Annotated in this window: 27 protein-coding genes and 1 pseudogene; 22 read left to right on the forward strand and 6 right to left on the reverse strand. The window is 35.4% G+C overall.

The features are described from left to right. The first annotated feature begins 85 nt into the window (after nt 1-85). From ACFX4E_RS05960 to ACFX4E_RS28245, 8 genes and pseudogenes are all read left to right on the forward strand, one after another. On the forward strand, nt 86-1,078 hold the full coding sequence (locus ACFX4E_RS05960) for a LacI family DNA-binding transcriptional regulator (protein WP_098334131.1): 993 nt from the start codon (nt 86-88) through the stop codon (nt 1,076-1,078). 239 nt (nt 1,079-1,317) lie between these two features. Continuing rightward, the gene (locus ACFX4E_RS05965; protein WP_377238999.1) at nt 1,318-3,027 is read left to right on the forward strand and encodes an alpha-glucosidase; all 1,710 of its coding nucleotides are present in this window, start codon (nt 1,318-1,320) and stop codon (nt 3,025-3,027) included. A gap of 54 nt (nt 3,028-3,081) precedes the next feature. Next, nucleotides 3,082-4,596 (forward strand): glycoside hydrolase family 32 protein, encoded by a 1,515-nt coding sequence (locus ACFX4E_RS05970; RefSeq protein ID WP_377238998.1) that lies wholly within the window; start codon nt 3,082-3,084, stop codon nt 4,594-4,596. Nucleotides 4,597-4,756: 160 nt separating this feature from the next. Next, a complete protein-coding gene (locus ACFX4E_RS05975; protein ID WP_377238997.1) occupies nt 4,757-4,954 on the forward strand; it encodes a ChaB family protein in 198 nt (65 codons plus the stop codon). A gap of 438 nt (nt 4,955-5,392) precedes the next feature. Continuing rightward, the gene (locus tag ACFX4E_RS05980; RefSeq protein ID WP_098966727.1) at nt 5,393-6,025 is read left to right on the forward strand and encodes a TetR/AcrR family transcriptional regulator; all 633 of its coding nucleotides are present in this window, start codon (nt 5,393-5,395) and stop codon (nt 6,023-6,025) included. Between the two features lie 136 nt (nt 6,026-6,161). Beyond that, nucleotides 6,162-7,859: an MFS transporter gene (locus ACFX4E_RS05985; protein ID WP_377238996.1), complete on the forward strand. Its 1,698-nt coding sequence runs from the start codon at nt 6,162-6,164 to the stop codon at nt 7,857-7,859. A gap of 200 nt (nt 7,860-8,059) precedes the next feature. Further along, nucleotides 8,060-8,566: a DinB family protein gene (locus tag ACFX4E_RS05990; RefSeq protein ID WP_272801181.1), complete on the forward strand. Its 507-nt coding sequence runs from the start codon at nt 8,060-8,062 to the stop codon at nt 8,564-8,566. Between the two features lie 72 nt (nt 8,567-8,638). Then, nucleotides 8,639-8,785: pseudogene (locus tag ACFX4E_RS28245) on the forward strand (SF0329 family protein); the annotation flags it as partial. 399 nt (nt 8,786-9,184) lie between these two features. On the opposite strand, the gene ACFX4E_RS05995 reads toward ACFX4E_RS28245, so the two are convergent. Then, the gene (locus ACFX4E_RS05995; protein WP_377258915.1) at nt 9,185-9,379 is read right to left on the reverse strand and encodes a hypothetical protein; all 195 of its coding nucleotides are present in this window, start codon (nt 9,377-9,379) and stop codon (nt 9,185-9,187) included. Between the two features lie 564 nt (nt 9,380-9,943). On the opposite strand from ACFX4E_RS05995, the gene ACFX4E_RS06000 reads away from it, so the two are divergent. Further along, complete coding sequence (locus ACFX4E_RS06000; RefSeq protein WP_377238994.1) at nt 9,944-11,389, forward strand: DHA2 family efflux MFS transporter permease subunit; 1,446 nt, start codon at nt 9,944-9,946, stop codon at nt 11,387-11,389. A gap of 252 nt (nt 11,390-11,641) precedes the next feature. After that, the gene (locus ACFX4E_RS06005; protein ID WP_045293493.1) at nt 11,642-12,109 is read left to right on the forward strand and encodes a hypothetical protein; all 468 of its coding nucleotides are present in this window, start codon (nt 11,642-11,644) and stop codon (nt 12,107-12,109) included. Nucleotides 12,110-12,373: 264 nt separating this feature from the next. On the opposite strand, the gene ACFX4E_RS06010 is transcribed toward ACFX4E_RS06005, so the two are convergent. Together ACFX4E_RS06010 and ACFX4E_RS06015 are read right to left on the reverse strand one after the other, a co-directional pair. Further along, a complete protein-coding gene (locus ACFX4E_RS06010; protein ID WP_045293495.1) occupies nt 12,374-13,672 on the reverse strand; it encodes a CitMHS family transporter in 1,299 nt (432 codons plus the stop codon). A gap of 728 nt (nt 13,673-14,400) precedes the next feature. After that, on the reverse strand, nt 14,401-15,252 hold the full coding sequence (locus tag ACFX4E_RS06015) for a MurR/RpiR family transcriptional regulator (RefSeq protein WP_048019337.1): 852 nt from the start codon (nt 15,250-15,252) through the stop codon (nt 14,401-14,403). Nucleotides 15,253-15,688: 436 nt separating this feature from the next. Between ACFX4E_RS06015 and ACFX4E_RS06020 the strand changes: the two genes are divergently transcribed. From ACFX4E_RS06020 to ACFX4E_RS06035, 4 genes are all read left to right on the forward strand, one after another. Beyond that, a complete protein-coding gene (locus ACFX4E_RS06020; RefSeq protein ID WP_377238993.1) occupies nt 15,689-16,369 on the forward strand; it encodes an RraA family protein in 681 nt (226 codons plus the stop codon). 20 nt (nt 16,370-16,389) lie between these two features. Next, nucleotides 16,390-17,280: a prephenate dehydrogenase/arogenate dehydrogenase family protein gene (locus ACFX4E_RS06025; protein ID WP_045293501.1), complete on the forward strand. Its 891-nt coding sequence runs from the start codon at nt 16,390-16,392 to the stop codon at nt 17,278-17,280. 45 nt (nt 17,281-17,325) lie between these two features. After that, a complete protein-coding gene (locus tag ACFX4E_RS06030; RefSeq protein ID WP_377238992.1) occupies nt 17,326-17,478 on the forward strand; it encodes a hypothetical protein in 153 nt (50 codons plus the stop codon). Nucleotides 17,479-18,501: 1,023 nt separating this feature from the next. After that, nucleotides 18,502-18,978 carry a hypothetical protein gene (locus ACFX4E_RS06035; RefSeq protein ID WP_377238991.1) on the forward strand — a complete coding sequence of 159 codons (477 nt, stop codon included), beginning with the start codon at nt 18,502-18,504 and terminating at the stop codon, nt 18,976-18,978. 244 nt (nt 18,979-19,222) lie between these two features. Here the strand turns inward: ACFX4E_RS06035 and ACFX4E_RS06040 are convergent, their stop codons facing one another. From ACFX4E_RS06040 to ACFX4E_RS06050, 3 genes are read right to left on the reverse strand one after another with little or no spacing between them, the layout of a single operon-like run. Next, nucleotides 19,223-19,633: a DUF5360 family protein gene (locus tag ACFX4E_RS06040; protein WP_377258918.1), complete on the reverse strand. Its 411-nt coding sequence runs from the start codon at nt 19,631-19,633 to the stop codon at nt 19,223-19,225. Between the two features lie 4 nt (nt 19,634-19,637). Then, on the reverse strand, nt 19,638-20,000 hold the full coding sequence (locus ACFX4E_RS06045; RefSeq protein ID WP_328107772.1) for a DMT family transporter: 363 nt from the start codon (nt 19,998-20,000) through the stop codon (nt 19,638-19,640). A 14-nt stretch (nt 20,001-20,014) separates the two neighbouring features. Next, nucleotides 20,015-20,572, reverse strand: a complete 558-nt coding sequence (locus ACFX4E_RS06050) for a TetR/AcrR family transcriptional regulator (RefSeq protein ID WP_328107773.1) — start codon at nt 20,570-20,572, stop codon at nt 20,015-20,017. A 271-nt stretch (nt 20,573-20,843) separates the two neighbouring features. On the opposite strand from ACFX4E_RS06050, the gene ACFX4E_RS06055 reads away from it, so the two are divergent. The 8 genes from ACFX4E_RS06055 (at nt 20,844) to ACFX4E_RS06090 (ending at nt 26,809) form a co-directional block, all read left to right on the forward strand. Next, complete coding sequence (locus ACFX4E_RS06055) at nt 20,844-21,209, forward strand: DUF2089 domain-containing protein (protein ID WP_377238989.1); 366 nt, start codon at nt 20,844-20,846, stop codon at nt 21,207-21,209. Between the two features lie 11 nt (nt 21,210-21,220). Next, nucleotides 21,221-21,610 carry an SHOCT-like domain-containing protein gene (locus ACFX4E_RS06060; protein WP_016766321.1) on the forward strand — a complete coding sequence of 130 codons (390 nt, stop codon included), beginning with the start codon at nt 21,221-21,223 and terminating at the stop codon, nt 21,608-21,610. A gap of 10 nt (nt 21,611-21,620) precedes the next feature. Continuing rightward, on the forward strand, nt 21,621-21,902 hold the full coding sequence (locus ACFX4E_RS06065; protein ID WP_377238988.1) for a hypothetical protein: 282 nt from the start codon (nt 21,621-21,623) through the stop codon (nt 21,900-21,902). A 539-nt stretch (nt 21,903-22,441) separates the two neighbouring features. Next, entirely contained in the window at nt 22,442-22,840 is a 399-nt protein-coding gene (locus ACFX4E_RS06070; protein WP_377238987.1) for a DoxX family protein, read from the forward strand. Nucleotides 22,841-22,981: 141 nt separating this feature from the next. Next, the gene (locus tag ACFX4E_RS06075; RefSeq protein ID WP_377238986.1) at nt 22,982-23,920 is read left to right on the forward strand and encodes a ring-cleaving dioxygenase; all 939 of its coding nucleotides are present in this window, start codon (nt 22,982-22,984) and stop codon (nt 23,918-23,920) included. 155 nt (nt 23,921-24,075) lie between these two features. Continuing rightward, entirely contained in the window at nt 24,076-24,642 is a 567-nt protein-coding gene (locus tag ACFX4E_RS06080; protein ID WP_028409904.1) for an NADPH-dependent FMN reductase, read from the forward strand. Nucleotides 24,643-24,816: 174 nt separating this feature from the next. After that, the gene (gene ycaC / locus ACFX4E_RS06085) at nt 24,817-25,461 is read left to right on the forward strand and encodes an isochorismate family cysteine hydrolase YcaC (RefSeq protein WP_377238985.1); all 645 of its coding nucleotides are present in this window, start codon (nt 24,817-24,819) and stop codon (nt 25,459-25,461) included. 256 nt (nt 25,462-25,717) lie between these two features. Next, nucleotides 25,718-26,809: a low temperature requirement protein A gene (locus ACFX4E_RS06090; RefSeq protein WP_141235301.1), complete on the forward strand. Its 1,092-nt coding sequence runs from the start codon at nt 25,718-25,720 to the stop codon at nt 26,807-26,809. Nucleotides 26,810-26,822 lie beyond the last annotated feature (13 nt).

The raw sequence follows: 26,822 nt of genomic DNA on the forward strand, positions 1-26,822 counted from the left end.
ACGAATTCATTCATTGCATTGTGGCTCTTTCTTAACGTAAAATAAGTATGAAACTGATTTCAGTTAGTGATGGAGTGATAAATAAATGCCTACCATATATGACGTAGCAAAATTATCGGGGTTATCAAAAACAACCGTTTCCCGTGTTATAAACAATCATTCGTATGTTTCAGAGGAGAAAAAAAATCTGGTGCTAAAAGCAATGAAAGAGCTTAACTATACCCCGAACCCTTCAGCAAGAAAGTTAAGGGGACAGGTAACGACTACAATTGGTGTCATTGTACCAAGAATCGTAAATCCTTTTTTCTCTTATTTAGTCGATTCAATTGAACAAATTGCTTATAAAAACGGTTATCATGTATTAATTTTTCAAAGTAATGAAGACAAAGAGAAAGAATTGGCCTTTTTAAATTTACTAAAAACAAAGCAAGTTGACGGAATTATTATGACCTCTATTGAGAATGACTGGAGTATCATAGAACCGTTTACTGAATCTGGTCCTATTTTGTTATGCAATGAATATGTAAACAACGCAAGTGTTCCAATCGTTCGATTAGATCAATACAAGGGTGCGTATATAGGCGTAAAGCATTTACTTGAAAAAGGCCACCGGAAAATTGGGTACTGTACAGGTGGATTGTTTGCTGAGGAAGGTAAGGACAAGGACCGTAATCAAGGTTACCAAAAAGCACTTCAAGAGGCAGGGATCGAGCCAGATCCAAAATGGATCTTTGTTAATCAACACAGTATTGAAGATGGAAAACAAGTAGTTAAAAAAATCCTGTCAATGGAGGATCGTCCAACAGCTATATTTACAGGAAGTGATGAAATTGCCGGGGGAATGATGATTGAAGCCAAAGAGTGTGGTCTAAAAATACCTAATGATTTGGCGATTATTGGCTTTGATGATCAACCTCTTGCACAAATGTTAGATCCAAAGCTAACGACTATACGACAACCTATTGATCAGATGGGGATTAAAGCAATGGAAACCCTTATTGATATGTTGAATGATTCGGAAGTAAAAGTGGAAACTTTTGAACTTCCAATCGAGCTGGTTATCCGAAGTTCAACGTAATAGGAGGTCACATATGAAGGTGAGGACTGAACTTATTCGTTCTCACCTTTTTTGAAAAATTTTCAGAAAAATCATTGAAACCGTTCCCATGATGTAATACAATAAATTTATCTTAAAGAAGAAGGGTCATATCAGACTTTTTAGTAGCATAAATTTTTTTAATCATATATGGTATCGATACCATATAAACGAAGGATAAGTACATAATCTTAATACAAAAATATGGGAGCTGATAAGAAATGGTTCAACTAAGTGAAAGAAAGAATGAAGAGAGCGCTACAATAAAGAATAGACAATGGTGGAAGGAAGCTGTTGTATATCAAATTTATCCGAAAAGTTTTTATGATTCTAATGGTGACGGAATTGGTGACTTAAAAGGAGTTATTCAAAAATTAGATTACTTAAAAGAGTTAGGTATCGACGTTATTTGGTTAAGCCCAGTTTATCAATCACCAATGGACGATAACGGATATGACATCTCTGATTATCAAGCAATTGCAGAGGAATTTGGCTCTATGGAAGATATGGATCTATTAATCCGTGAAGCTAAAAAAAGAGATATAAAGATTATTATGGACTTAGTTGTTAACCATACTTCGGATGAGCATGAATGGTTCATAGAATCAAAAAGTGATGTAAATCATCCTAAAAGAGATTGGTATATTTGGAGAAACGGAAGAGAAGACGGGACTCCGCCTAACAATTGGAAATCTATTTTTGGCGGTTCGTGCTGGGAGTATGATGAGAAAACCGGACAGTATTATCTTCATGCATTTTCTAAAAAACAGCCTGATCTTAACTGGGAAAATCCTGATCTTCGAAATGCCGTTTATAAAATGGTCACATGGTGGTTAGATAAAGGAATTAGCGGCTTTAGAGTAGACGCCATTACATTTATAAAAAAACGACAGGACTTTGCTGATTCGCAGGATGGAATGAATGTAATTGAAACCAATCAACAAGGCATTCATGAATTTTTAAGTGAATTAAGTAAAGAAGCTTTTACTTCACATGATATTTTAACCGTGGCAGAAGCACCTGGGGTATCACACAAAGAACTACCTATTTATGCCGGAGAAGACGGGCACTTTAGTATGCTTTTTGAGTTCGATCATGTCGATCTAGATGTAGGAAAAGAAGGAAAATGGTATGAACCGTATAATTGGAATCTACTTGATTTCAAAAAAGCCATTTCTGACAGTCAAACGTTCTATAACAACACAGGGTGGGGAGCGCTTTATTTAGAAAACCATGACCAGCCTCGTTCTTTAAACAAATTTATTAAACCAGAAGATATAGGACCTATTCCAGCTAAAATGTTAGCTACCGTCTATTTCTTCTTAAAAGGAACGCCATTTATCTATCAAGGGCAAGAAATTGGAATGACAAATGTAGAGTATCCATCAATTGAGCATTACAATGACTTGGCTTCAATCGATCAATATTACTCTGCGCTGAAAGAAGGATTCTCAAAAGAGGAAGCATTAGCAGCGATTTGGAGACGCAGTCGTGATAATTCTCGAACACCTATGCAGTGGAATCATTCTGAACATGCAGGGTTTAGCCAAGGTACACCGTGGCTAGAGATAAATTCTAATTACTCTTCTATTAACGTCGAGAATGCTTTAAAAGATCGTAATTCTTTATTTTATTTCTATAAAAAGTTAATTAGTTTAAGAAAAAGCAGTCCATATTCAGATGTTATTGCTTTTGGTAAATATGAAGACATGTTTAAAGACAGCCTACAAATTATGGCCTACACGAGAGAGTTGAACGATAAAAAAATAGCGGTGATTGCTAACTTTGATAATAAAGAGTTAACTCTAAACTTAGATTGTAATATAAAAAATGTTATTTTATCGAACTATGATCATTTAGAGTTACACCTAAATCAAATAAAATTGCGACCTTACGAGTCCATTGTTTGTGAAATCGATTCATCATTTTAATCTCTTTTTATCATAATTGACTCATTCACGTATAGAAAGGCAGGGTGAAATCTTTTGAAAACATTAAGAAATCAACATCAAGAAAAAATCTCAAAGGCAATGGAATCTGTGTTAAACGAACAGGAGTCTGTTGATCAGAATCATTGGCGACTACAATACCATGTGTCTACACCAGCATTCTGGATGAATGACCCAAACGGATTCAGCTTTTATAAAGGTGAGTATCATTTGTTTTATCAACATCATCCTTACTCTCCCGAGTGGGGGCCAATGTATTGGGGGCATATAAAAAGTAAGAATCTTACTCATTGGGAACACCTTCCGATCGCTCTTGCTCCGAGTGAAGAATACGATCAAGACGGATGTTTTTCAGGAAGTGCAATTGAAAAAGACGGAAAACTTTATGCAATGTATACAGGGAATGTGTGGACAGGGGATAACTATGATACGGACTTAAGACAGGTTCAGTGTCTTGCTGTAAGCGAAGACGGCGTTCATTTTAATAAAGTGCCTCAAAATCCAGTTATTGGTTCAGTGCCTGAAGGGGATATTCATCCTCATCATTTTAGAGATCCAAAAGTATGGAAGAAAGACGACTATTATTATTGTGTTCTTGGATCACGCACAAAAGATCATGAAGGCCAAGTTCTTTTGTATCGTTCAAGAGATCTGTTGAAATGGGAGTTTATAAATGTAATGGCCAAAAGTCAAGGGGATCTTGGTTTTATGTGGGAGTGCCCGGATCTTTTTAGTCTCGAAGGACAAGACGTGCTTGTTATATCGCCTCAAGGAGTAAAACCAGAAGGAGATCTTTATCATAACTTACATCAAGCTGGATACGTAAAAGGGAAATTAGACTATCAAACAGGGCTGCTTCAACATGAAGACTTTCAGCTTTTGGACTATGGGTTTGATTTTTATGCTCCTCAAACGACAGAAGATGAACACGGCAGACGTATTATGATAGCGTGGATGGATATGTGGGAAAGCAGCATGCCCGAACAAAAACACAATTGGGCAGGCGCAATGACTATTCCGCGTGAGCTTTCTATTAAACAAGGGAATATAATTAGTAAACCAATTCCAGAGCTTAAGCAGCTTCGTCAAAATCAGGTGCAATATGAAAATATTATCGTTAATGGAGAACAGGAACTTGCAGGTATTTCAGGTGATTGTTACGAACTTGAAGTGAAAATTAACGCAAAAGCTTCTTCAAAATTTGGCATAAAAGTGAGAACACATAACGGAACTCATCAAGAAACGCTTTTAACCTACGATAAATTAGAAAGTTTGTTTATCTTTAATCGTGATAACTCAGGCAAAGGCGACGGAGGAGTAAGAAAAGCACCTGTTGGATTAAATGATAATCACTTACATCTTCATCTGTTTGTCGATAAATCGTCCATTGAAGTTTTTATTAATGAAGGCGAGAAAGTGATGACGAGCAGAATCTATCCTGGAGACAACGCGAAAGGTATTTGTTTCTTTGCAGATCAAGAAATTGAATTGGTTACCTTAAATAAATGGAACCTAAGCAAGGGCGTTTCCCCATTGGTTTTTAAAGGGTAATTAGATTTACTTGAAGAACAGACTTCCTAGAGAGGAGCTGTTCTTTTTTATGGAGTCAAAACTCCAATTCGTTTTCAAGCTTTATTATTTATTAAATGTTTATACTCATTAAGAACAGGTAAATCAGTAGTAAACGATGTTTTCAAGGAGGAACACGATTATGCCCTACAATTCGTTAAAAGAATTGCCTGATGGAGTAAAAGATAACCTTCCTCATCGTGCTCAGGAAATTTATAAAGAAGCATTTAATTCAGCTAGTGACGAATACAAAGAAGAAGCTACGGCTCATAAAGTCGCTTGGAATGCAGTGAAAACAAAGTACAAAAAAGATGATGATGACAACTGGGTGAAAAAGTAGCGAGAAAAGAGCTTAAGAGTAGTTTAGTGGAATGGAGATCCGAACGATAAAATGTTCGGATCTTTTTATTGTGATTTTGAACGCAGGTTTCCTGTATGCAGGTGCTTCTAGCTGGTGCATACTCAACTAAGTGATTGATTTCACCATTACCGTTTCTTTTGAACGTTTCTACAAAAGATTTTGTTCTTGCGTTCACGCCATCCATACCTAACAACCAAATGATTCGTTCTTAATCAGTTTTTGATATTGACAGATTGGTTATATTTTGTGAGACTTAATATACATAATGTTCATTAGTTTACATCGTGTGCAGAATGTATGTTGATGATACAGGGCAGTTTAAATAGTTAATCACCAGAAAAGGTCTAAATGGCTGCACCTATACAAGTCATAATCATATGCCTGAGACTCAATAAAAGTTATACAAGGAGACGAACGATGTCTAAAAAAACAAAAGTAGATCCTAGGATAAAAAGAACAAATAAATACTTAAGAGACGCTTTAGTCGAACTTCTTAAAGAGAAAGACGTTACATCTATTACGATTCAAGAAATTACGGAAAAAGCGGAATTAACGCGAGGAACATTTTATTTGCATTACCAAGATAAGCAAGACTTTCTCATGCAGAGTATGAATGAAGTTCTAGAAGAGCTAATAGAGAAAGTAAAGCCTAAACAAAATAATGAGGATTTCGCAGCAGTAGAAGAAAATGATGAATCCGTTTCTTTCTTAAAGCTTTTTGAATTCATCTATGACCATTCCGATTATTTTAAAGTTATGCTAAGCGATCGAGGATTACCTCAATTTAGAAGTCATATGACGGAAATTGTAAAGAAAAGAGTGTATGGAGAGTTAATCTCTTCGATTGGAGAAGCAGAGGATGGACTTGATATCCCTGAAGATATTCTGATTAGCTATATCACATCAGCTCATATAGGTGTCATTTGTTCTTGGCTAGAAAGTGATATGAAATTCAGCCCTGCATTTATGGCTGAAAAATTAACTCGCCTAACGCTTTTAGGACCAATTCGAGTAGCAGGCTTAGAAAATAAAATAAAGCTTCCTTACTGAAGCTTTATTTTTTAGTTTGTTCAAATGCGGATAAACATCTTTCTTCTTTACCCTAGCTACTGTGATGGTTGGAAGAAACATGAACGCCGCATTTTTAGTTTTTTTACAATCATGAAAGGCAGAAAGGAATTGTGGTATGAAAATAGAAAAACACTGGGAGATTTCCTTACTGGCAGTTTTAGCTATTGGTCCTGGTTTAATGTTAAACACGTCATTAAATTCTATACGTGAAATTCTCCAACAAACGTTTAACAATCAATCTTATATTTCGATAACACCGGTTTTAATAGGGGTTATAAGCTTTGCATTTTGTATTCCGTTTGGACCAATTCTTCGACACAAGCTAGGGGAGAGGAGTACTTATGTTCTTTCGATGTGTTTGTTTCTTATAGGAGCTATCGTAAGTATTGCTTCTAACAGCTTTTTAGGAATGGGCATTGGTCGGTTTTTACAAGGGACAGGAACGGGTTTAGCACTTATGATGATGATTCCAATGCTGGTTCTTTCTTTTCCGATTCAGAAAAGGAACTTGGCATTATTGATTCTTATTGGCGGATTTTATGGATCTAGCGTTGTGGGCATTTTTCTCGGAATGTTAGTGAACAGCTACGGACACTGGAGAGGGTTATTCTATATAGCGGCCGTACTTTCCTTACTGGGAATATGCTTCAGCTACAAATTTTTAACAAATGATCACGCCAAGCAACAGCACAAACACCATGAACCATTTGACATCATCGGTGTAGCGTTAATGTTTATGGTTACTGCATTTATTACCTTTACATTACTTAATCTCCAAAAATCAGGATGGGCATCTACTTATGTATGGATAGGCATAGTGGGAAGCATCACTTTTCTATGCTTTTTATTCGCAGCAGAATGGCATATTAAAAATCCGTTAATTCCCTTTAGGTTAGTGGCTTCTCGAAAACCAGCTCTTGCTATCCTGATCGCTGTTATAGGCAATATTAGTATGAGTTTAACTCTTTTATCTCTACAAGGATTGCTTAAAAGCGGATCTAGTTTTGATAAAGGAGACACTTCACTGATCTATATCGGGCTTTTTGCTGGAATAGTAATTGCCGCCATATTAAGTGCCGTATTATATGATAAAGTTGGACCGGGCGTATTAGGTATTATAGGAGCGGTCATCATTATGGGAGTGAACATACAGTGGATGTATGTAGACGGTCATGCTTCAGTTTTTCTCTTTGTTAGCAGCTTTGCCGCTTTAATCGCAGGAGTAGGGTTCACAGTTGCTGCAGGTCTTATGGGTGCAGCTTTAGGCGGACCGCTACCAAGTTTAGTCCCTCGGATGGTCACGGTTCAATTTATAAGAGTTACAGTATCTGCGGTCATCCCTGTAATCAGCAGTATCGTCTTTGCAAAGGTGTATAAAGATCACCTTGCAACAGTAAGCGCAGAGAGCCAGGTGGCTAGTAAAGAAAATTTCACGCAATCTCTACATGTAAAATCTGAAATCATTACGTATCATACATTTTCTACGTTTTCCTGTGTATTGAGCATGGTGGTATTAATTCTTTCGTTTTTGATGTTCCTAACAGGTAAAGGCCACAAGCTGGCTCATAAGCCGCATGATAAAGAAAAAAATAAAGAAAAGCAGAGTACCGAAGAGGTTCACAGTAAAAAAGCTACTCCCGTTTTTGAGCGTTCATCTAAAGAGGCTATTTCGAATCGAGTCATTGGTGATAGCGAGTATAGAGCAGCTTTGAAAAAGTTTGGTCAACCTAAACCTTCTGCTGATAAAATGCTGCATATGAGAGATCAAGAATATAGAAAAGCTCTTAAGAGAATGAAGGATATAGGACAATAAGTTAAACTGAAGAAATTTGAATAAAGAACAGAAAGAGCAAACTCACGTGTCAGGGAGTTTGCTCTTTTCATTTCTACACGTGCGCTTTGCAGATATGTTGTTAATAAATTAATAACTAATACAAAAATACAGTGCAAATATGTGTTGAATTATGTATAATTATTTATAATATAGAATAAAAATCCAAAAGGAGAAACTAGATGAATCCCTTCATAAAAGAAAGCATTGAATCCCTTGATACACAATTAGATATAATCCAAACCTGTATTAGTAGATTAGCAGATGATGATATTTGGAAAAAGTTCCGCCAAGAAACGAATAGTATTGGAAACTTATGTTTACATCTTGCTGGCAGCGAATATGCATTTATCGTCAGCATAATTGGTGGTAAGCCTTTTATTAGACAGAGATCCAAAGAATTTACTGATAACAGAGTAATGGATTCCGAGCAGCTAATAGAAAATTTAATTCTTACACGACAACAAAGTAAAGAAGTTATCGCAAATTTTAATTTTAACGATTTAGAAAAATCCATACAAATGCCTTCTACAACAAGTACATTAATTCCAGAACCAGGAAAAATACAGTCCTGTTTAAGTGTTATCTTATATGCCGTTGAACATTATGCTTATCATACGGGACAAATCGTTTATATGACAAAGCTGCTTCAAATGGAAAATGAACATATCTTAAAATGGAGACATTGAATTTAATAATCCTGTTCAGAAATACTAATTATCCATATAAAATTCAACTAATGCTGCAGGTTAATTTTTAATGTAATAAAAATATTGTGTGTGTTGGACCGCCGTGTAGGGAAAAGAATTTTACGTAAAATGAAAGAATTCATTTTAGAAGAAAATACATTAGTTCAGGATTTTTATAAATTACGTTTTGACGCAGAAAATATACATAATAGTGAATAAACAAAACAGAGCTTTCATAAAATAGGGAGTTCTGTTTTTACGCTTAATATCAATATTAAAATTTGATGGAGCCTTTTGTTTAGATGAATTTAGTATGTGAATTCGAGTTGTTTGTCTCAAAAAACAATTTCCTCAGAGAGCGTTTGTCTGCACATTAAATGCATGTATTTAGCTTGTTTCTTACTTTATCTAAAAAGTATGAAATAATGAATTTTATCCAAAAAAGAAAAATTAGTAGACTAAATTAAAGGTACGCTTAGAGGGCGCAAAATCTATTTTGGCTTCAAGTCGGAGAAAAATTTTAGTGACTAGAATAGGAAAAAAGAGACTACCCTATAAGATATTGTATGGATAGAAAAGGACATTACTTTTGTAGATAACGTCCTTTTACATAGCTAATTATTCTTTTTCAACTACTGTAAAATATTGGACGTTCCTTTTAACAATGACCAAATCATTTGCTAGATCCAATATTTTACTTTTATCTTCAAACCTATACTGTATGTAGTTCTTTGCACGAATAAGTGATTTAGCTTCAACTAAATTACTTATTTCACCATTAATTAGATGAAACGTTACTTCATACTTTTTCATAAGAAAACACCTCCATAGTATCAATTTTTACTATTACTTCATTTCTGATACTCTTTCTTTTGACTGATGATTAAAAAGTTAGCTGTGTTCTATTAGGGTAAACGGAACAAAAAGCATCTAACAGAACCAAATTTTAATTGTCACAGAGCACTAAGTTAGGTATATAGCTGTTGTTATTTAGTATATTTTAGATAGAAACAGTACTTATAGCTGTGTTACAATATTCCTGTTATGTAGAGTGAAATTCATTTTATAGTTCTATTTCGTTTTAACTTGCTTATTAAAAATTTCATATTAGGAATAGAAATTAGTTTACATAGGAAGGTTTCTAGAGCTGATTTAGAAATGAAATGGAGAGGGATCTGTGGAAAGAAACGAATTTAGAAGACAAAAAGCACTTCGGTCAAAAGAGAAGAGAAAGAAAAAGCTTAGTCAACATAATGCCTTAAATCTATCTTTAATCTTTATATCAATATGCATTGTTTGTCTGCTAATCAACTTATCATTGAGATAGAAAAAACGTTCACCAAAAAGAGTACGTAAAAGAGAGGAAGACAATTTAATATGAGTAATCAACAAACAGCAGCCGAAAGCTCTAACATCAAAGTGCTGCCGATTATTACGTCGTTTCTTATTGCTGGATTTATCGGTTTATTTAGTGAAACAGCTCTGAATATGGCGTTAAAGGAGCTAATTTCTGGCTTTGGCATTCACGAAACAACCGCACAGTGGCTGACAACAGGGTATCTGTTAACGTTAGGAATTTTGGTACCTATTTCGGGTTTTATTCTTCAGCGCTTTACAACCAGACAGCTTTTTATAGCATCTCTAATTTGCTCCATTATTGGAACATTTATTGCCGCTATTGCACCAACGTTCGGGGTACTCATGATTGCCCGTGTCGTGCAAGCCGTTGGAACTGCTTTACTTTTACCGCTTATGTTTAACACGATTCTTGTTATTATCCCGCCGCATAAACGTGGAAAGTCAATGGGGATCATCGGCCTTGTTATTATGTTTGCGCCAGCTGTTGGACCAACTGTATCAGGCTTAATCTTAAAAACATTAACGTGGCACTGGATTTTCTGGATTTCACTTCCACTGTTATTTGCTGCCTTAGTGTTTGGAGCTTTCTTTATGCAGAACGTTACCACACCAACGAAGCCAAAAATCGATATGATTTCTGTTGTTCTTTCAACAATAGGTTTTGGCGGAATCGTATTTGGATTTAGCAGCGCCGGAGAAGGCGGAGGCTGGGGAAGTCTACAGGTTATTCTAACTCTTGTGATTGGAGCTATTGCATTAGTTGCATTCTCTATTCGTCAAACGAAGATGAAAGAGCCAATGTTAGACCTTAAAGCCTTTAAGTATCCGATGTTTACAATTGGTCTTTTATTAATTCTAGTCTGCATGATGGTACTGCTGTCTGCGATGATGATTTTACCTTTGTACTTACAAACATCATTAGCTTTATCAACCTTTGCCGCTGGCCTAATGCTTCTTCCTGGAGGAGTGATTAACGGAATTCTTTCACCGGTTATGGGGGGATTATTTGACCGCTTTGGTCCCAAATGGTTAGTTATCCCTGGACTTGTGATTGTAGCCGGCACCATGTATGGTTTTTCAACCGTAACGCTAGAAACGTCAACAGGGTTTATCGTTGCTCTGCACATTGCGCTTATGATAGCCATTTCGATGATTATGATGCCGGCTCAAACAAACGGATTAAACCAGCTTCCACCTGAGCTGTACCCGCACGGAACAGCAATTATGAACACTTTGCAGCAGGTTTCTGGCGCAATTGGAACAGCTGTTGGAATTTCCATTCTTTCATCAGGTTCAAGAAGCTTCCTTGAGACGGTATCAGATAAAATGGATCCATTAAACCAAGTTCTTGCCTTTACCAACGGTGTTCAACATGCGTTCATCTTTGCGATTATTGTTTCAATTGTTGGATTGGTTATCTCGTTCTTTATCAAGAGAGTCAATGTTGAACAAAAAGCACATTAATAAAAAACACAGACCATCCAATGGTCTGTGTTTTTTAGATTTACGAGAAAATTTTAAGGTTCTGTATCAGCCGTATTAATTTTTGAAAATCTGAGGCATTTGATTTATCCTGCTGCGACTCACCTCCAAGCACATTTTAAACAAAAAGTGAAGGCCATTAAATAGAAATTCATTGCTTAAAAGAAGGTTTTTTTTGTAATAAGTGGACACTATAAGAAGAACTAGATAAAGTACGTTGAGGTGAGTTCGCTTATGATATCAAGAAAACACTTAGGATTTAATCTATCTATAATAGCGATTCCATGGTTGTCGTTGTTATTTATAGGGAAACGCAGCATAAGACGTTATTCGTTAGCAGGGGTTTTTATTATTATCTTAGAAATTATTAATCATTTGTATGGGCATCAGAGGAAGTGGTGGAGGTTCTACGACAAAAAAGATTCGTTTATAAAAGATGAACTTCCTTTTAGCATTGGGCCTTATATGCCACTTTCAATGTGGCTGCTTAAATCTTCGTATGGCAACTTTAAGAAGTTTATATTATTGAATATTATAGTTGATGGAATCTTTGCTTTTTACTTTATTGATGTTCTTAAAAGGTTGAAAATTGTAAGTCTAAACCGATTAAGTCATTTTCAATTTTTTATCTACCTTCATTACAAAGCATATTTGTTATATGGAGTGCAGTATTTATTTGAAAAGGTGAAAAAATGGAGTTAATTTAAAACCCTAAGTGGGATTACGTAGGCATCATTTTTTAATTTGGCGGATATAGACATCCCCTTATTATTCAAGCAATTGAACATGAATTTGATGTCTAAACTGTTGAGATCAAATTGACAAACGGAGATACTGTATCAGTCATGATTGATTAGTGATTTGCTTATGTTATATTTCAATCTTTAATGTAATTTAAAGTTAAATATATAGAAGAGAGCTGTTTTGAAGAATCAGCTCTCTCTTTTGTATGTTCCCATAAATCATTCATATAGATAGTATTCCAAATAATACAGCCACAATCGTCATAACTAACGCTGTTCCAATGGCATACTTGGCAGCAAAGCGAATATGGTCACCTATATCAATGCCAAGGAGTCCTACTAAGACATAAATAGAACCTTGAAGTGGACTTAATAGATGCAAGGGTTGCCCTAGTAAAGAAGCTTGACCAATTTCTAGTGGAGGGATGCCAAAGTGAGCAGCCGTTTCAGACATAATAGGAATAATCCCGAAATAGAAGGGGGCATTTGCCATAAAAAATGTGAATGGCATACTTATAAGGGCAACAATTACTGTTAATTTTGGGCCAAGAGCATCAGGAATAACGGCTATTAAAGTATCCGCCATAGCTTTAACAATACCTGTTCCATCTATAATTCCAGTAAATATACCTGCAGCAAATATCATGGAAACCACCGTTAATATATTCCCTGCATGAGCATGCAAACGTTCCTTTTGATCTTGTAAATTTGGGTAATTAACAATCATCACGATAGCAAAACCAATCATAAACAAAGCTGGTAATGGTAAGAACCCTAGAACTAAAGCAGTAAGAAGTAAAAGTGTTAAAGCTAAGTTAAACCAAAATAATTTTGGACGCTTTATTGATGCATCCATTCCTACATCAAGAGCTGCAGCAATTTCATTATTAAATTCTGTATCTATATTGATAACTCCCAGTCTTTTACGCTCGCGTCGTCCAAGGAAATAAGAAACCCCTAAAACCCAGATAGTTCCTGCAATCATAGAAGGAATAAGTGGTAATAGCAAGTCTGTTACATCTGCTTTTACAGCCGCCGTAGCTTGTACAGCAGGACCACCCCAGGGAGTCAAATTCATAATACCCATTGCTAACGCAGGAATACAGGCTAGAATAAGTTTATTCATACCTAATCGATTGTATAGTGGGAGAAATGCAGTTACTACAATTAGATATGTAATGGTACCGTCACCATCTAAAGCAACTATTAAAGAAAGTACTGCAGTACCCATTACAATTTTTAGAGGATCACCGCCAACCATCTTTATAATCTTCGCTACTAAAGGATCAAATAATCCTGTATCAATTAACACCCCGAAATAGAGAATGGCAAAGATAATCATAATTGCTGTCGGAGCAATGGTTTCAAGACCCTTCATCATCATTGGTCCTAAATCAGTGAAGCCGCCCAATAAAGCAAAAACAATAGGAACCACTGTTAATGCACTGAAGGCAGACAAACGCTTACTCATGATTAAATACATAAATACTACAATCATCGAAAAACCTAAAAATGTTAACATATTATACCCCCTCTAGAACTTTCTTTCATTTTCCCTCTTGTTTATCTTTAATGTCATACTTTTTAAATTCTCATGAAACTATTTAACTATCATTCTTTATTATAAAGCTGCTTTGCACAATCATTCATTAGTAGAAAACAATTGGCTTTTTTTACATATTATTGGTTTAAAACCTGGTATCAGAACGAATGTAAGGGTTTACAAAAAATCTAGCGTGAATTCCCCGCTTAAGCCCACTGTATATATAGAATCATTAATAGATTATTTTCTATTCTCGTGTTTCTTTAACTAATCACTCCTTTACTAAAATCTTTTGTTGATGATTGCTTAGAACCAAAGGTAGCGCTCTCATCATTTTCGTGTTAACAAGCAAAATACAAGTGTTAGGATTAATAAACTTATAGTCACTTTGTAATATCTTAGTAGGGGAGCAGTCAGATATCTCCGGATGATATCTAAAAATGATTTTACAGAACTAACTATATTCATTATTACAACTCATCGTTTGAAGTAATAATTATTACTTTTTTATTTAATTGTTGTAATAATTGTGACTATTTAAAAGTATACTATCATGGCTTCTAATGAAAAGTAAATGTTTTTTTATAGAAATGAAAAGTGAAAGGGAAGTATTAGACTTAACTGAAAAAATAAAAAAGTGGTAAAAACATAAAATATCGAATTATTTTATACATTCGATATTTCATGCTTTTACCACATTCGTAAATTTAATCAGTGTAATGATAATTAATTTTTGTAAGGATTGAAGTGATTTTATCGAGACGATCCTTTGTCTTTTCTGGATAATTTATAGCTATCGCACTTACAAGATAATCGGCCACAAGTAGCGACGCTATAGGTGAATTATGAAAAGCGATACTACTCGAGCTACAAGTCAGTACTAAATCTGAGTACTTAACTAAAGGAGAAGAATAACTGTCGGTAATCGAAATGACCTTGGCATCGTTACTTTTGGCAGCTGTTACAAACTCAACAGTTCTTCTAGCGTACCTTGGAAAGGAGGTTGCAATAACTAAATCTTTAGAAGTTAAAGTAATTCCTTTATCCACCCAATCACTTAAGTCAGAGACAATTAGCTCACAGTTTCCGAGTAGTCGATTAAGCCCAAAAGATAGATGCTGTGCCACGGGTAAACCACTTCTAACGCTTGTACAAAATATTCGGTCTGCAGAGACAATCATTTCTAACGCTTTATTTAGGCTCTCTGTAGAAATCATTTCTACTGTTGATTGAATGTTATTGAATTGACTTTCTGCACAGCGCATCCACAAATCACTCTCATCTAAGCCCTTCAAATTTGTTTCTAATCTGATTTGAGGAGCAGCATTGTTACGTAAAAGCTCCTGAAGTCCTTTTTGAAACTCTGCATATCCAGAATAGCCTAGACTAAAAGCTAATCTCATTATCGTGGTCGTACTAGTTTTTACTGTCAAAGCCAATTGATCAACCGTTAAAAAAGCTACATCGACAGGATTTTTAAGGATATAGTCTGCTACTCTCCGTTGAGTTTCTGTTAGTTGTGAGATATTATCTTTTAATTTTAATATTGGATTTTCCATACCTTCGCTCCAATTAAACAGATTATATTGTAAATTTTATTTTTTTAAGCATATAAAAAGTATTTATCATAATACTTACTTGAATTTTAGCATGTTTACTTTTTTATGTAAAAATGTTTCTTCTAAGTAATAAAGCTTAGGATATGTTTTTCCTGTGCTTTATTTATAAAAATAGATTTACTTTATTAGGTACCGGTGATAAGATACATTTAAGATTATAGTAATAAATATTACTTAAATAAAAAAAGTAGTAATTTTTATTACTTTATTTATTTTTTACGATGTTTTTCTATCTTTTTCAAAAATGCAGCAAATAAACTGTAGATATTCTGCGAATAGGGGGGCAATATCTAATTTTATTACTTTAATTTTGTAAGCGTTATCCTGAGTAGAGCATTGATTAGAATATATTAAAATTGAAGAGGAGTGTATATCAGTGAGTAATTTAGCACCAGTATTATCTGAAGACATTATTAAGAGAGTAAACCTTCTTAATACAACTCTTATATCCGATGCAATGGGGTGTACAGGCTCAATGGATTATAAAATTAAGCCTGTATCTACAGGAATGAAGGTAGTTGGAACCGCTCTAACTGTAAGTTTAAGACCTGGAGATAACTTATTTCTTCATCAGGCAATCTATGACGGTACAGAAGGATATGTACTAGTTGTAGATGGAAAGGGGCATATGGCAAATGCTTACCTTGGAGAATTAATGGCAGCTGCAGCTAAAGCTATTGGACTTGAGGGGATTATTATAGATGGGGCAGTTCGGGACAAAGAGACCCTTAGTCAATCAGGATTTCCTATTTTCTCAAAAGGATTTATTCCGAATGGTCCTCTTAAAGATGGTCCAGGTGAGTTACATAAACCTATTTCTTGTGGAGGCGTAGCTGTTATTCCAGGAGATCTAATTATAGGTGATGATGACGGAGTTGTTGTAGTTCCAAAAGAAAAGATTGAAGAGGTTCTTTTTAAAGCCGAAAAAAAACTAGAGTATGAGAAAACACGTTTAGAAACGATCGAAGCATTTGAAAGAGCGCGTCTGCAAGGTGAATCTGGAGGTAACATTCAGCCTTCATGGTTAAGAGAACAGATGAAAGCATATGGATTATAAACAGAAGGGAGAGCTTTAAAGTGAAATTAGGTTTTATTGGATTTGGAGAGGCGGCCTTTGAGTTATCAGTTGGCTTAAAAGGCGAAGGTTTAGAAACCATTTTTGCTCATGATGTTATGATAGACCATCCTACATATGGTCCACAAATTAAAGAACGAGCTGCTCAAGCTCAAGTAGAACTTCTTTATAGACCCGAAGAAGTTTTAAAACAAGTAGATATAGTAATAGTAGCAGTACCCGCAGATAAAGCACTTGAAGTTAGTGAGATGCTAAAACCATTTATAAAGAAAGAATGTATCTATGTAGATGTATCAGCTTCCACTCCTATCGTGAAGCAAAAAATTAACATAAATATACAAGAGAAGAATGCATTCTTCGCAGATGCCGCAATGCTAGGTCCCCTGCCAGTTTATAAACATAAGGTTCCTATTTCAGCAAGTGGTAATGGTGTAGATCGACTGATTTCTTTAATGACTCCGTACAGTATGGACATAACTAAAGTAAGTGAAAAACCTGGTGATGCCTCTGCTGTAAAGCTAATTCGCAGCATTTATATGAAAGGTGTAGTTGCTCTTTATCTAGAGTTATTAGAAGCTTCTCATGAATTTAATGTAGAACAATTAGTCTTAGATTCTATTAGTGAAACTTTAGATAGTAAGAGCTTTAGAGAAACAATGAACCGATTGGTAACTGGAACCTCTATACATGCATTAAGAAGATCAATTGAGTTAGACGGCTCTATTCAAATGCTAGAGGCTTCTAATTTAAATTCTGTTATGTCTAGAGCAGCAAAAAGTAAGTTAGAAACATTGGCTTCATTTAATTTAAAAGAAAAGTTTAAAGGACAAAAGCCAGATCATTGGTTGGATGTTATCAAAGCATGTAAAGAAGATGCTGCTGTAAACAATTAAATAAACTAATCTATTATATCAATAGTAAGAGACGGGGAGATTTACTTGGGAACATGGAATTTTCAAAGCGGTTCTATTTGGTTAGAAAAGGGGTTTATTCCTAATAAGTCTACAAGTATAGCAGCTACTCATAATATTTCCAGAGATGTTCATTTATCAGAATCAAATTTAATTGTAACAGCCCTAGGAGATTTTTGATGTGGGTGGTTACTGTAATCAATGCTTATTCAAGAGAACATAATATTATCATGTTTGAATTTAACACAGAAAGGGAGGCAAGAGAAACTTTCGTGAAATTACAAAACCATAAAATTTTTTCTGAAATTATCTGTTGCTATAATCCAGCTTCTACTCTAGCTGTTAACTGAGTTCTTTTAAGCTTAGGAAATCTACTAAAAAAAGATAGTAAAGAAAGCCAAGCAAAATGAGTGAGCACGCAAATATAGTAATTCTCCAGAGCTTGACAATAAAAGAGATGTAAACGTTATGTTTAAAAATAAGATAGTGTTGGTAGCCAATGGCGGCCCAGGAATTAGAAAGGCTGCTTTCCATGATCAAACTTGTGGAAATTAAAAAATACCTCATATGACACTTATATAAAAGATAATTGCAGGTAAGGAATTATAAAAGAGGTTACAGGAAGAACTGTAACCTCGATTCAAACAACTAGAATTATATGTGTGTGAATTCTTATATAAGTGATTTTGCATTTCTCCCTAAAATATAAAAGCTACGTTAGAAATCCTCTTTTATTAAGTAGCACCTCAGTTGATCTCATTTCTTTCCTTTGAATCCAAAACTCGCGATATAGGCTATTACTAACGAAATAACCGCAGCAACACTAATTTTTATGTGAGAAATCCCCAAAGCCCAAGGACCATATTTATGGGAGTTCAAATGATACATAGACCACCATTCTCCACCTTGGCCTTTAGAAAAAGAGAAGATGATCCATAGAAGAAGCAAGAACAGAAACCACACAAAAAAGACGATAATATTAGCGGTTTTCTTATTTATTGGTTAACCCTCCATCTCATAATTTATAGGTAATGTGCTTCTTTCTTATTATAGTAACAATAATCAGAAAAACGTAAGAGTTTTTATTGAAAGGGGCTGAGTAATCTAATTGATGTCTGCTTTGTGTAATACTAAAATTAAATGTAGCAACCTAAAAACATATTTCTCCATAAGTAGTAAAAGCATAGAAGGGAGGGGGAATAAATGAGTGGTCTTGAGTTCTCTGAACGAAACTATACAATCTCTGACTTCAAACAAAATGGGTATGAAAAACTTGTCCTATCTAAACCATTTGATCAATACGAAGCGGAAGTTCCGGTTACAAGGCAATGGTTTTGGAGTACGGATATAGGAGAATGGGAAGAAGTTGAAATTACGATAGAGGGAAATAGTGAAAAGCCATACGAGGAATTTGTTGAAATGGCTGATTGTATATTGAAACAATTACATATCTATCTTAAAAGGTCATTCGAATATTTAGAGCAGTTCATCTCTGCACAAAAATTTAGTGTCTATTATCTGTCCGCTGTAAGTTTTGGGCGGCTTTTAAATTTTGACGGACATATTCTTGCAGGATGTTCTTTAGCTTTTGTTTACGGCGATTATCCCAATGTATTTCAATATAAAGTAAAGTTCAATAGAAGCGGATGGCCTATTGGTTTTGAAGGTGGACCGCTATAAAGAGATAAAAGCAGAAAACTTAAGTTTATTTGAGAACATAGTTATGAACAAATATATTGAATTCACAAGAATATCGCACCAAATGAATAGTAGAAGAGATAAGAAGCAGAACTTTTCTTGTAGGCCAGATTTTAATTGATTCCTAGAACTAAATTTGTATGAAGTGACGTATATAAAAAAGAAAGCCTCCTTTGAAGGCTTTCTTACTCGTTAACAATTACTTAAACTCATTTTACTATCTTTATTATATGGAAAGATTGCTTTTTTGATTGTCGCTATTTTTTATAACTAATTTTGTAAAGAATAGGGGGTAAATCATCAAGTACAAATTAAAAGCCCACCATGTGAAAGCGAAATCTTTAATAAATACCCAATACGCAATGGCTTGTAGCCCTGAGCAAAATGTTAACACTAGAGAAATTAAAGCGTATCCTTTCCATGATTCTCTATGCAGCTTGTATAAATATAGGCTAAATAAGCCAGTGAATGAAATAAGAATATCTAGAGGGAAGAACGACCAGTTCCAAGCCATGACTATAGGGTTATCATAATCTTTGAAGGCTGCACTTTTGGGTATCCATTCAAAGTAAGTAACAATCCAATAGATAATAAACCCAATATCTGTGACAAGAAAAAAAGGTTTTAAATATTTCATCTTTTTACCTCATGTGTTCTTCTAAAGTGGATTTACTAGTATCAGCTTCTTTTTCATCGGTCATATTTAATGTCACCACGCCGATAATAATTAGAGCTATAGCAACAATTTTTAGCAGGCTTACACTTTCATTAAAGTACATAAATCCAATTAGCGTAATAATTATAATCCCCATACCTGACCAAATAGCATAAGCAATTGAAATCTCTAAACTTTTTAAAGTTAACGTCAAAAAACACAAACTACAAATATAAAAAAATATGAGCAACACACTTGGTATAACTTTAGTAAAGCCGTCTGATAGTTTCATGGATGTAGTACCAGCCACTTCAAAAAGAATAGCTAAACATAGATAGAGCCAATGCAAATCTTTTCGCCACCTTATTTTTTTATAGAAATGCCATTCAAAAGAATATCAATAACAGATTTTAATATTTCACTCATTGTTAAGTTAGATTTTAGAGAGAAGCTTGGCTGATAAATTTGGTTGATTGCGCCTAGGTATAGCTCTATAAATAGTTGTGAATCAATTTCACGTAGAACTCCCGTTTCTATTCCTTTTTCCATCAGTTTTACCACTAGATCCCACTCTTGCTTTAAAAATTCATCTATCTTAACCCATTGATTATAGTGAAGGCGTTTTAAATCTATTAATAGGCGAATTTCCATTGTATTAAACTCTTCAGGAACACATATAAGAACTTGAGTAATCTTTTCAAGTAAACTTAGACTTTCATCATGGAAGATTTCTTCTTCTTTGTTCTTGATCTGTAGGATGAGATTTTCAATTATCGAGTCAATGATGTCGTCTTTGGAGCTGAAATGTTGGTACATGGTTCGTTTGCTAGTTCCTAAGCTCTTAGCTAAATCGCTGATAGTAAAAGAAAGTCCTTTTTGTTGAATTAAAAAAATTGCTTCATTTGTAATACGCTCTTTCATAATAACCCCCATTTGGTACCAGGAATAATTTTGTGGTACCGAATGTATTTTACAATATAATATTCCAAAAATAAACATATTTTTATCTTTTTTACTTTTTTAGATTAAAAGCATTCGAGATCTCATTGCTTGTGTTTTAAAAGAGTTAATTAATATTATTTAGATGATAATTTATATTTTTAATTTATTTGTTAAATTTATTTAATTTTATTGTTTTTTAAATTAATTATTTGTTATATAATCAAATTAACTAAAAGAAGGAGATTTGATTATGGCTTATAAAGTACTTACAAATTGTCCTGTCTGCAGTGAAACGTTAAAAATTACAAAGCTGCAGTGCACCCATTGTCACACAACGATTGAAAATGAGTTTGAATTGTCTAAGCTGGCATCCTTATCAAGTGATCAGCTTCATTTTGTAGAAATATTCTTAACGTGCAGAGGAAATATCAAAGAAGTCGAAAAGGAACTAGGAGTTTCGTATCCAACCGTTCGAGGCAAGCTTACTGACATCATTTCATCTCTTGGATATGTAGAGAAGAAGAAAAATGAAGTAGATGAGAAAAAAATTGTGTCTATGTTAGAAAATGGTGAAATTACAGCAGAAGAAGCCATTAAGCTCTTAAAAGAAGAATAGGGGGATTGTCTATGAAAGAGGAAATTACAAAAGTATTAACGATGGTTCAAGAAGGTAAAATTGATGCAGAAAAGGGATCAGAACTGATTCAAGTATTAAAAGAAAAAGAAGAAACAGGCAATAAGCTTTTGAAGAAACCGAATGCGTATCTAGATAAAACGTTAAAAATTCGAGTTGTGTCAACTGAAAATGATAATGTGAAGGTTAATTTGCCGATAAAGCTTGTCAAGCTGGTATTAATGGCGGGACACAGCATCGCAGCAAGTATTCCTCAATCAGAAAAATATGTGAAAGATATAGACATAAACCTTATTGTTGAAGCAATCGAAAACGAGTTAGATGGTCAAATTGTTGATATTAAATCGGCAAACGGCGATACCGTTTCAGTCATCATTGAGTAATGGTTCGCTTATGATTCATGTAAAAGTGAAAACCAAAGAAGCTCGGTTTAACATCCCTATTCCATATGCTCTTTTAAACGTTGCTATTAGCGTTGCTTTTTCAAAATTTATACAGAAGCATGCGGATAAATGGACAAAAGAACATTTTAAAAGAAAAGGGCTGAATTTCACTTTTCCGATAATAGATAAAAGCATGCTAAAGCCTATTGTTAAGGAACTGAAGAAGCATAAGGGAATGATACTAGTAGATGTCAAAGCTACTGACGGTACGGAGGTAAGAGTTAAACTATGATTTAGTATAAAGTACAATTAGCTTTAGAGAACTAAATTCCAAATGGCTCCGCGTGTTTGAGCTCATTTAATAAAAGGTCTTAAATATTTAAAAATAGAAAAAACTTTCGTTAGTCATACACACAAGTACTATCTAACAGTTGGGTATTCTCTATGTGCCTAAATAGAAGGAGCAAACTCTGGGGATAGGAGGATGCTTCTTTTATTTATGTATAAGCTTCTGTTTATAGGTCTTGAGATAAGTTTTGATACAAAAAAGTGTCTCAATTTGGCTTAGAATCATTAAGTATAGTTGCGTTTCGAAAACCATTCCACTTTTAATAAGAATAACAAAGTCCACCCATTATATTTTCCGTTCCCACGCTCATATCCATATAAAATGATGAATATGTTTTTAATACGTCGTTAAGCGTTTCAACTAGCTACAAAAAAATATAAAAATTTATATTGACAGGGGAATCATATAATTTTATAATTATCCTTAATTCAAGATATTTTAATTCGAGATTTTAAATTGATGAAAAATAGGAGGAATAAAAAATGGTGAGCATTGGTTTATTGTTAATACGTTTAGTCATTGGATTATCTTTTATGGCACATGGAACTCAGAAATTATTCGGATGGTTTGGCGGCCACGGATTAGAAGGAACGGGCGGCTGGTTTGAATCGATCGGAATGAAGCCAGGTGTTAGAATGGCGTTAATGGCTGGATTATCCGAGCTAGTAGGAGGAGCTTTATTTGCTGCAGGACTTCTTACACCGCTAGGAGCGCTTTTGATTGCGGGAACAATGGTCATGGCGATTGTGAAAGTACACGGTCCGAATGGATACTGGGCAACACAAAATGGGTATGAATATAACCTTACGCTTTTAGTTGTAGCAATCGGTGTAGCAATTGCAGGACCAGGTTATTATGCACTAGATACGTTTATTTTCTAAAAGAGAAAATGGGTTGAATAAGAAAGACGCTTTTATTTTTTGACTAATATCTCGAATTCGAGATATTTGCGATAAATAGTTGTAATTGTAAAAGGGATCACGAAACATTTGACGAAAAATGTATCGAAGGAGATGGTGGTAATGAGTAAAAAAACAGCGGGTATTCATCATATCACGGCGATTGTAGGTCATCCTCAAGAAAATGTTGATTTCTATGCGGGCGTGCTAGGATTACGCTTGGTCAAACAAACGGTAAACTTTGATGATCCAGGAACGTATCATCTTTACTTTGGGAATGAAGGGGGAAAACCTGGAACGATTATTACATTCTTCCCGTGGGCAAATGCACGACAAGGAAAAATAGGTGACGGGCAAGTTGGCGTAACTTCCTATGTGGTTCCAAAAGGTGCGATGGACTTTTGGGAACAGCGATTAGCAAAGTTTGGGGTTCCAGCTACAAAGATGGAGCGATTCGGAGAACAGTATTTAGAGTTTGACGACCCTCATGGTTTGCATCTAGAGATTGTGGAAAGAGAAGAAGGAGAAAAGAATACGTGGCAAGCTGGTGAAATTAAACCTGAAGTGGCTATTAAAGGATTCGGAGGCGCTACGTTATTATCTGTTAAGCCTCATGAAACAGCTCAGTTATTAGAAAACGTAATGGGTCTACAAAAAGTAGGGCAAGAAGGAGATTTTATACGTTTTCAATCATCAGCTGACATTGGAAATGTGATTGATTTAAAATTAACAACCATTGGACGCGGGCAAATGGGCGTTGGAACGGTTCACCATATTGCATGGCGAGCAAAAGATGATGAAGATCAATCAGAATGGCAGAAATACGTAGCCGACAGCGGATACGGAGTAACGGCTGTTCGAGATCGAAATTACTTTAATGCGATTTATTTTAAGGAGCACGGAGAAATTCTATTTGAAATTGCAACAGATCCTCCAGGCTTTGCTCATGATGAGTCACTTGAAACAATGGGAGAAAAACTCATGCTGCCTGAACAGTACGAAACCCATCGAGATCAAATTGAAAGAGCTTTGATTCCTTTTGAAGTGAGAGAATTAGACTGAATTTTGCTAAAAGAATTCTTTTAGTAATAGTAAAACGCTAGTTCAATCCCGAATTAGGTATAAAGAAGGAATTAATTTATCTATATATAAAACTAATATCTATATTTGAAACACCGTGGTAATATGAAATTAATTCCAAGTAAGGAGGTGAATAGATGACGAAAACTATTGGTCTTATTTGTGGAAGCTTACGAAAGAATTCGTATAACCGAATGATTGCTGAGTCATTGACTACATTAGATGACTCAGCTCAATATCGCTGGATTGAAATAAGCAGCCTGCCTTTTTTTAATGAAGATTTAGAAGCTGACGGATCACCAGAATCTGTCGCATCCTTTAGAGCTGCGATTCAAGATGTTGACGGCGTTATTATAGTTAGCCCAGAGTACAATTCAGGAATTCCCGGAGTGTTAAAAAATGCCTTGGACTGGGCATCAAGACCTCGGACCTCTTCTGTTTTAAACAGAAAACCAGTTGGCCTAATTGGAGCAACTCCAGGAGGCTTCGGTACGGCTTTTGCTCAAATGCAAACGAGAGAAGTACTGGAAGCTATGCAAGTCAACGTTTTACCATTTCAAAAAATGCTGATTTCGCAAGTTCATGAAAAAGTTGATGCTCAACAAAAAGTACTAACCGATGAATCAACAAAACGTTATCTTCAGCGCTACCTACAGCAGTTCATTCATTGGGTTGATCAAGCGCCTGTTCCTGTTCTAGATTAAGAAAGAGAACACACCTCACGAACCTTCACCTCAGAAATAGCTTTTCTTTCTATACATGTTTTACCTAACAGATCATAAATGAAATCCAAAAAACCGTTCAAATTATAGACCGCTTGTAAGGAATGGAAGAGGTACATGTATCCTTACTTGCCTTAATTTAAGGAGGATTATAAAATGTCTGATCTTTACTCTCGCCTTTCAAAAGATGATGCTGCCGTGCTTTTAGTTGACCACCAAACGGGGCTTATTTCCGGCCTTGTACGTGACTATGGTGTTGATGAATTTAAAAACAACGTATTAGCTCTTGGTCATACAGCTAAATTCTTTGATTTACCGGTTATTTTAACAACTAGCTTTGAAAATGGACCCAACGGCCCGCTCATGCAAGAACTCGTTGATCTGTTTCCTAATGCGCCAAAAATAGCTCGTCCTGGACAAATTAACGCGTGGGACAACGAAGAGTTTGTTAAAGCCATTAAAGCGACCGGGAAAAAACAGCTGATTATCGCCGGTGTAGTGACAGATGTCTGCGTTGCTTTTCCTGCACTTTCTGCCATTAAAGCAGGCTACGAAGTGTTTGTTGTGACGGATGCTTCCGGAACGTTTAATAAGCAAGTCGCAGATGCAGCATTAACGCGTATGGCTCACGGGGGCGCACAGCTTATGAACTGGTTTAGCGTAGCGTGCGAGCTGCAGCGTGACTGGCGCAACGACGTTGAAGGTTTTGGCAATTTAATTTCTAGTCATCTTCCTGGTTATCAAAACTTAATGGGCAGCTATAGAGGAGCACAGCGGGATTTCACCAAGCAAAGTGTCTAACATAGCGGAGCTTCATTTTGCTAAAGGTCGTTCTCTTTACATATAAGACATGAAAGTAGAATGGCATCTGTGGATCATTTATGTGACGGAGAAAACGTAACGACATAAAAGTAATTGTTAGATAGGTGAGCCGACTGATAAACAGCTGGCTCACCTATCTTTTACTACGCTACCTGTCATGAAATATGCGTCTCTTGTATATAAAATAAAGTATATTCACGACAGCCTGATAAATGATAGGAAGGGATGCGGAGTAGTGGAAGAAAAAAAAGTTACGTGGCTGGAGCTTTTTTATGATTTGTTATTTGTGGCAGCCGTTGCGACTGCTACGCATGTTTTGCTTCACGTTGAACAAGGGTATATTCATGGAGAGTATTTGTTAAAGTTTGTACTGATCTTTATTCCGATATGGTGGGCGTGGACGGGACAAACGATGTTTATCAATCGATTTGGACAAGATTTTTTGCATCAGCGCATCTTTATGATTCTTCAAATGCTGTTTGTTCTTATCATGATCTCAAGCCTGTCCGTAGATTTTGATCAATATTACGTGTCTTTTTTGATTGGCTATATCGGGCTAAGAGCGTTAACCTCGATTCAATATCTTATTGTCCAAAAATTTGAACAGAGTGAGAGAAAAAAAGTTGCTGTGTTTTTAGGAACATGCTTTGGAATTGGGATTGTTATCTCGCTTCTGTCGCTCTTTTTCGATTCCTGGGTCCGCTACGCCGTGTTATATACGGGAATTGCAGTGGACATGATTTTACCTATTTTAGGACATAAGCGACTGGCGAAATTACCGACCAACACGGCTCATTTGTTAGAACGCTTTGCGTTATTGACATTAATTTTGTTTGGAGAATCCGTTGTCAGCATTCTTGCTGTGATACAGCCACAAAAAGGGGACTGGAATACCATTTTATTTTCGGTTATTTCATTTGTCCTGATCATCGCCATGTGGTGGCAGTACTTTGAGAACGTAGAAAAGAAAGTGAACAAGTCTATTCAAAGAGCCGGACAAACGATTATTTACGGACACTTACTTATCCTCATGTCTCTAAGCATGATTGCAGCATCGATTAAGCTCATGTTTTTACATGAAGTTCAGTACACATTCAGCTTATATTTTGTATTCGGATCCGTGCTGCTTTACTTCATGGCAACCACTCTTGTTTTTCACCAGTATAGATTCGAAGAACATCGTTTGAAAGTGTATCATTTAGGCTTGTTTTTAGGGATTTTAGCTGTGTTTTTTATTATTAACTTACTTTTAGTCGTCCCGAACACCCTCATCATAGGAGAGTTAGCCATCTTTTTTATTATCTACGCTAGGTTTACGACCACTTAACCAAATAAAGAAC

Origin of the sequence: Priestia sp. YIM B13491 (genome assembly GCF_042787605.1) — a bacterium.
GTDB classification, from domain to species: domain Bacteria; phylum Bacillota; class Bacilli; order Bacillales; family Bacillaceae_H; genus Priestia; species Priestia megaterium_E.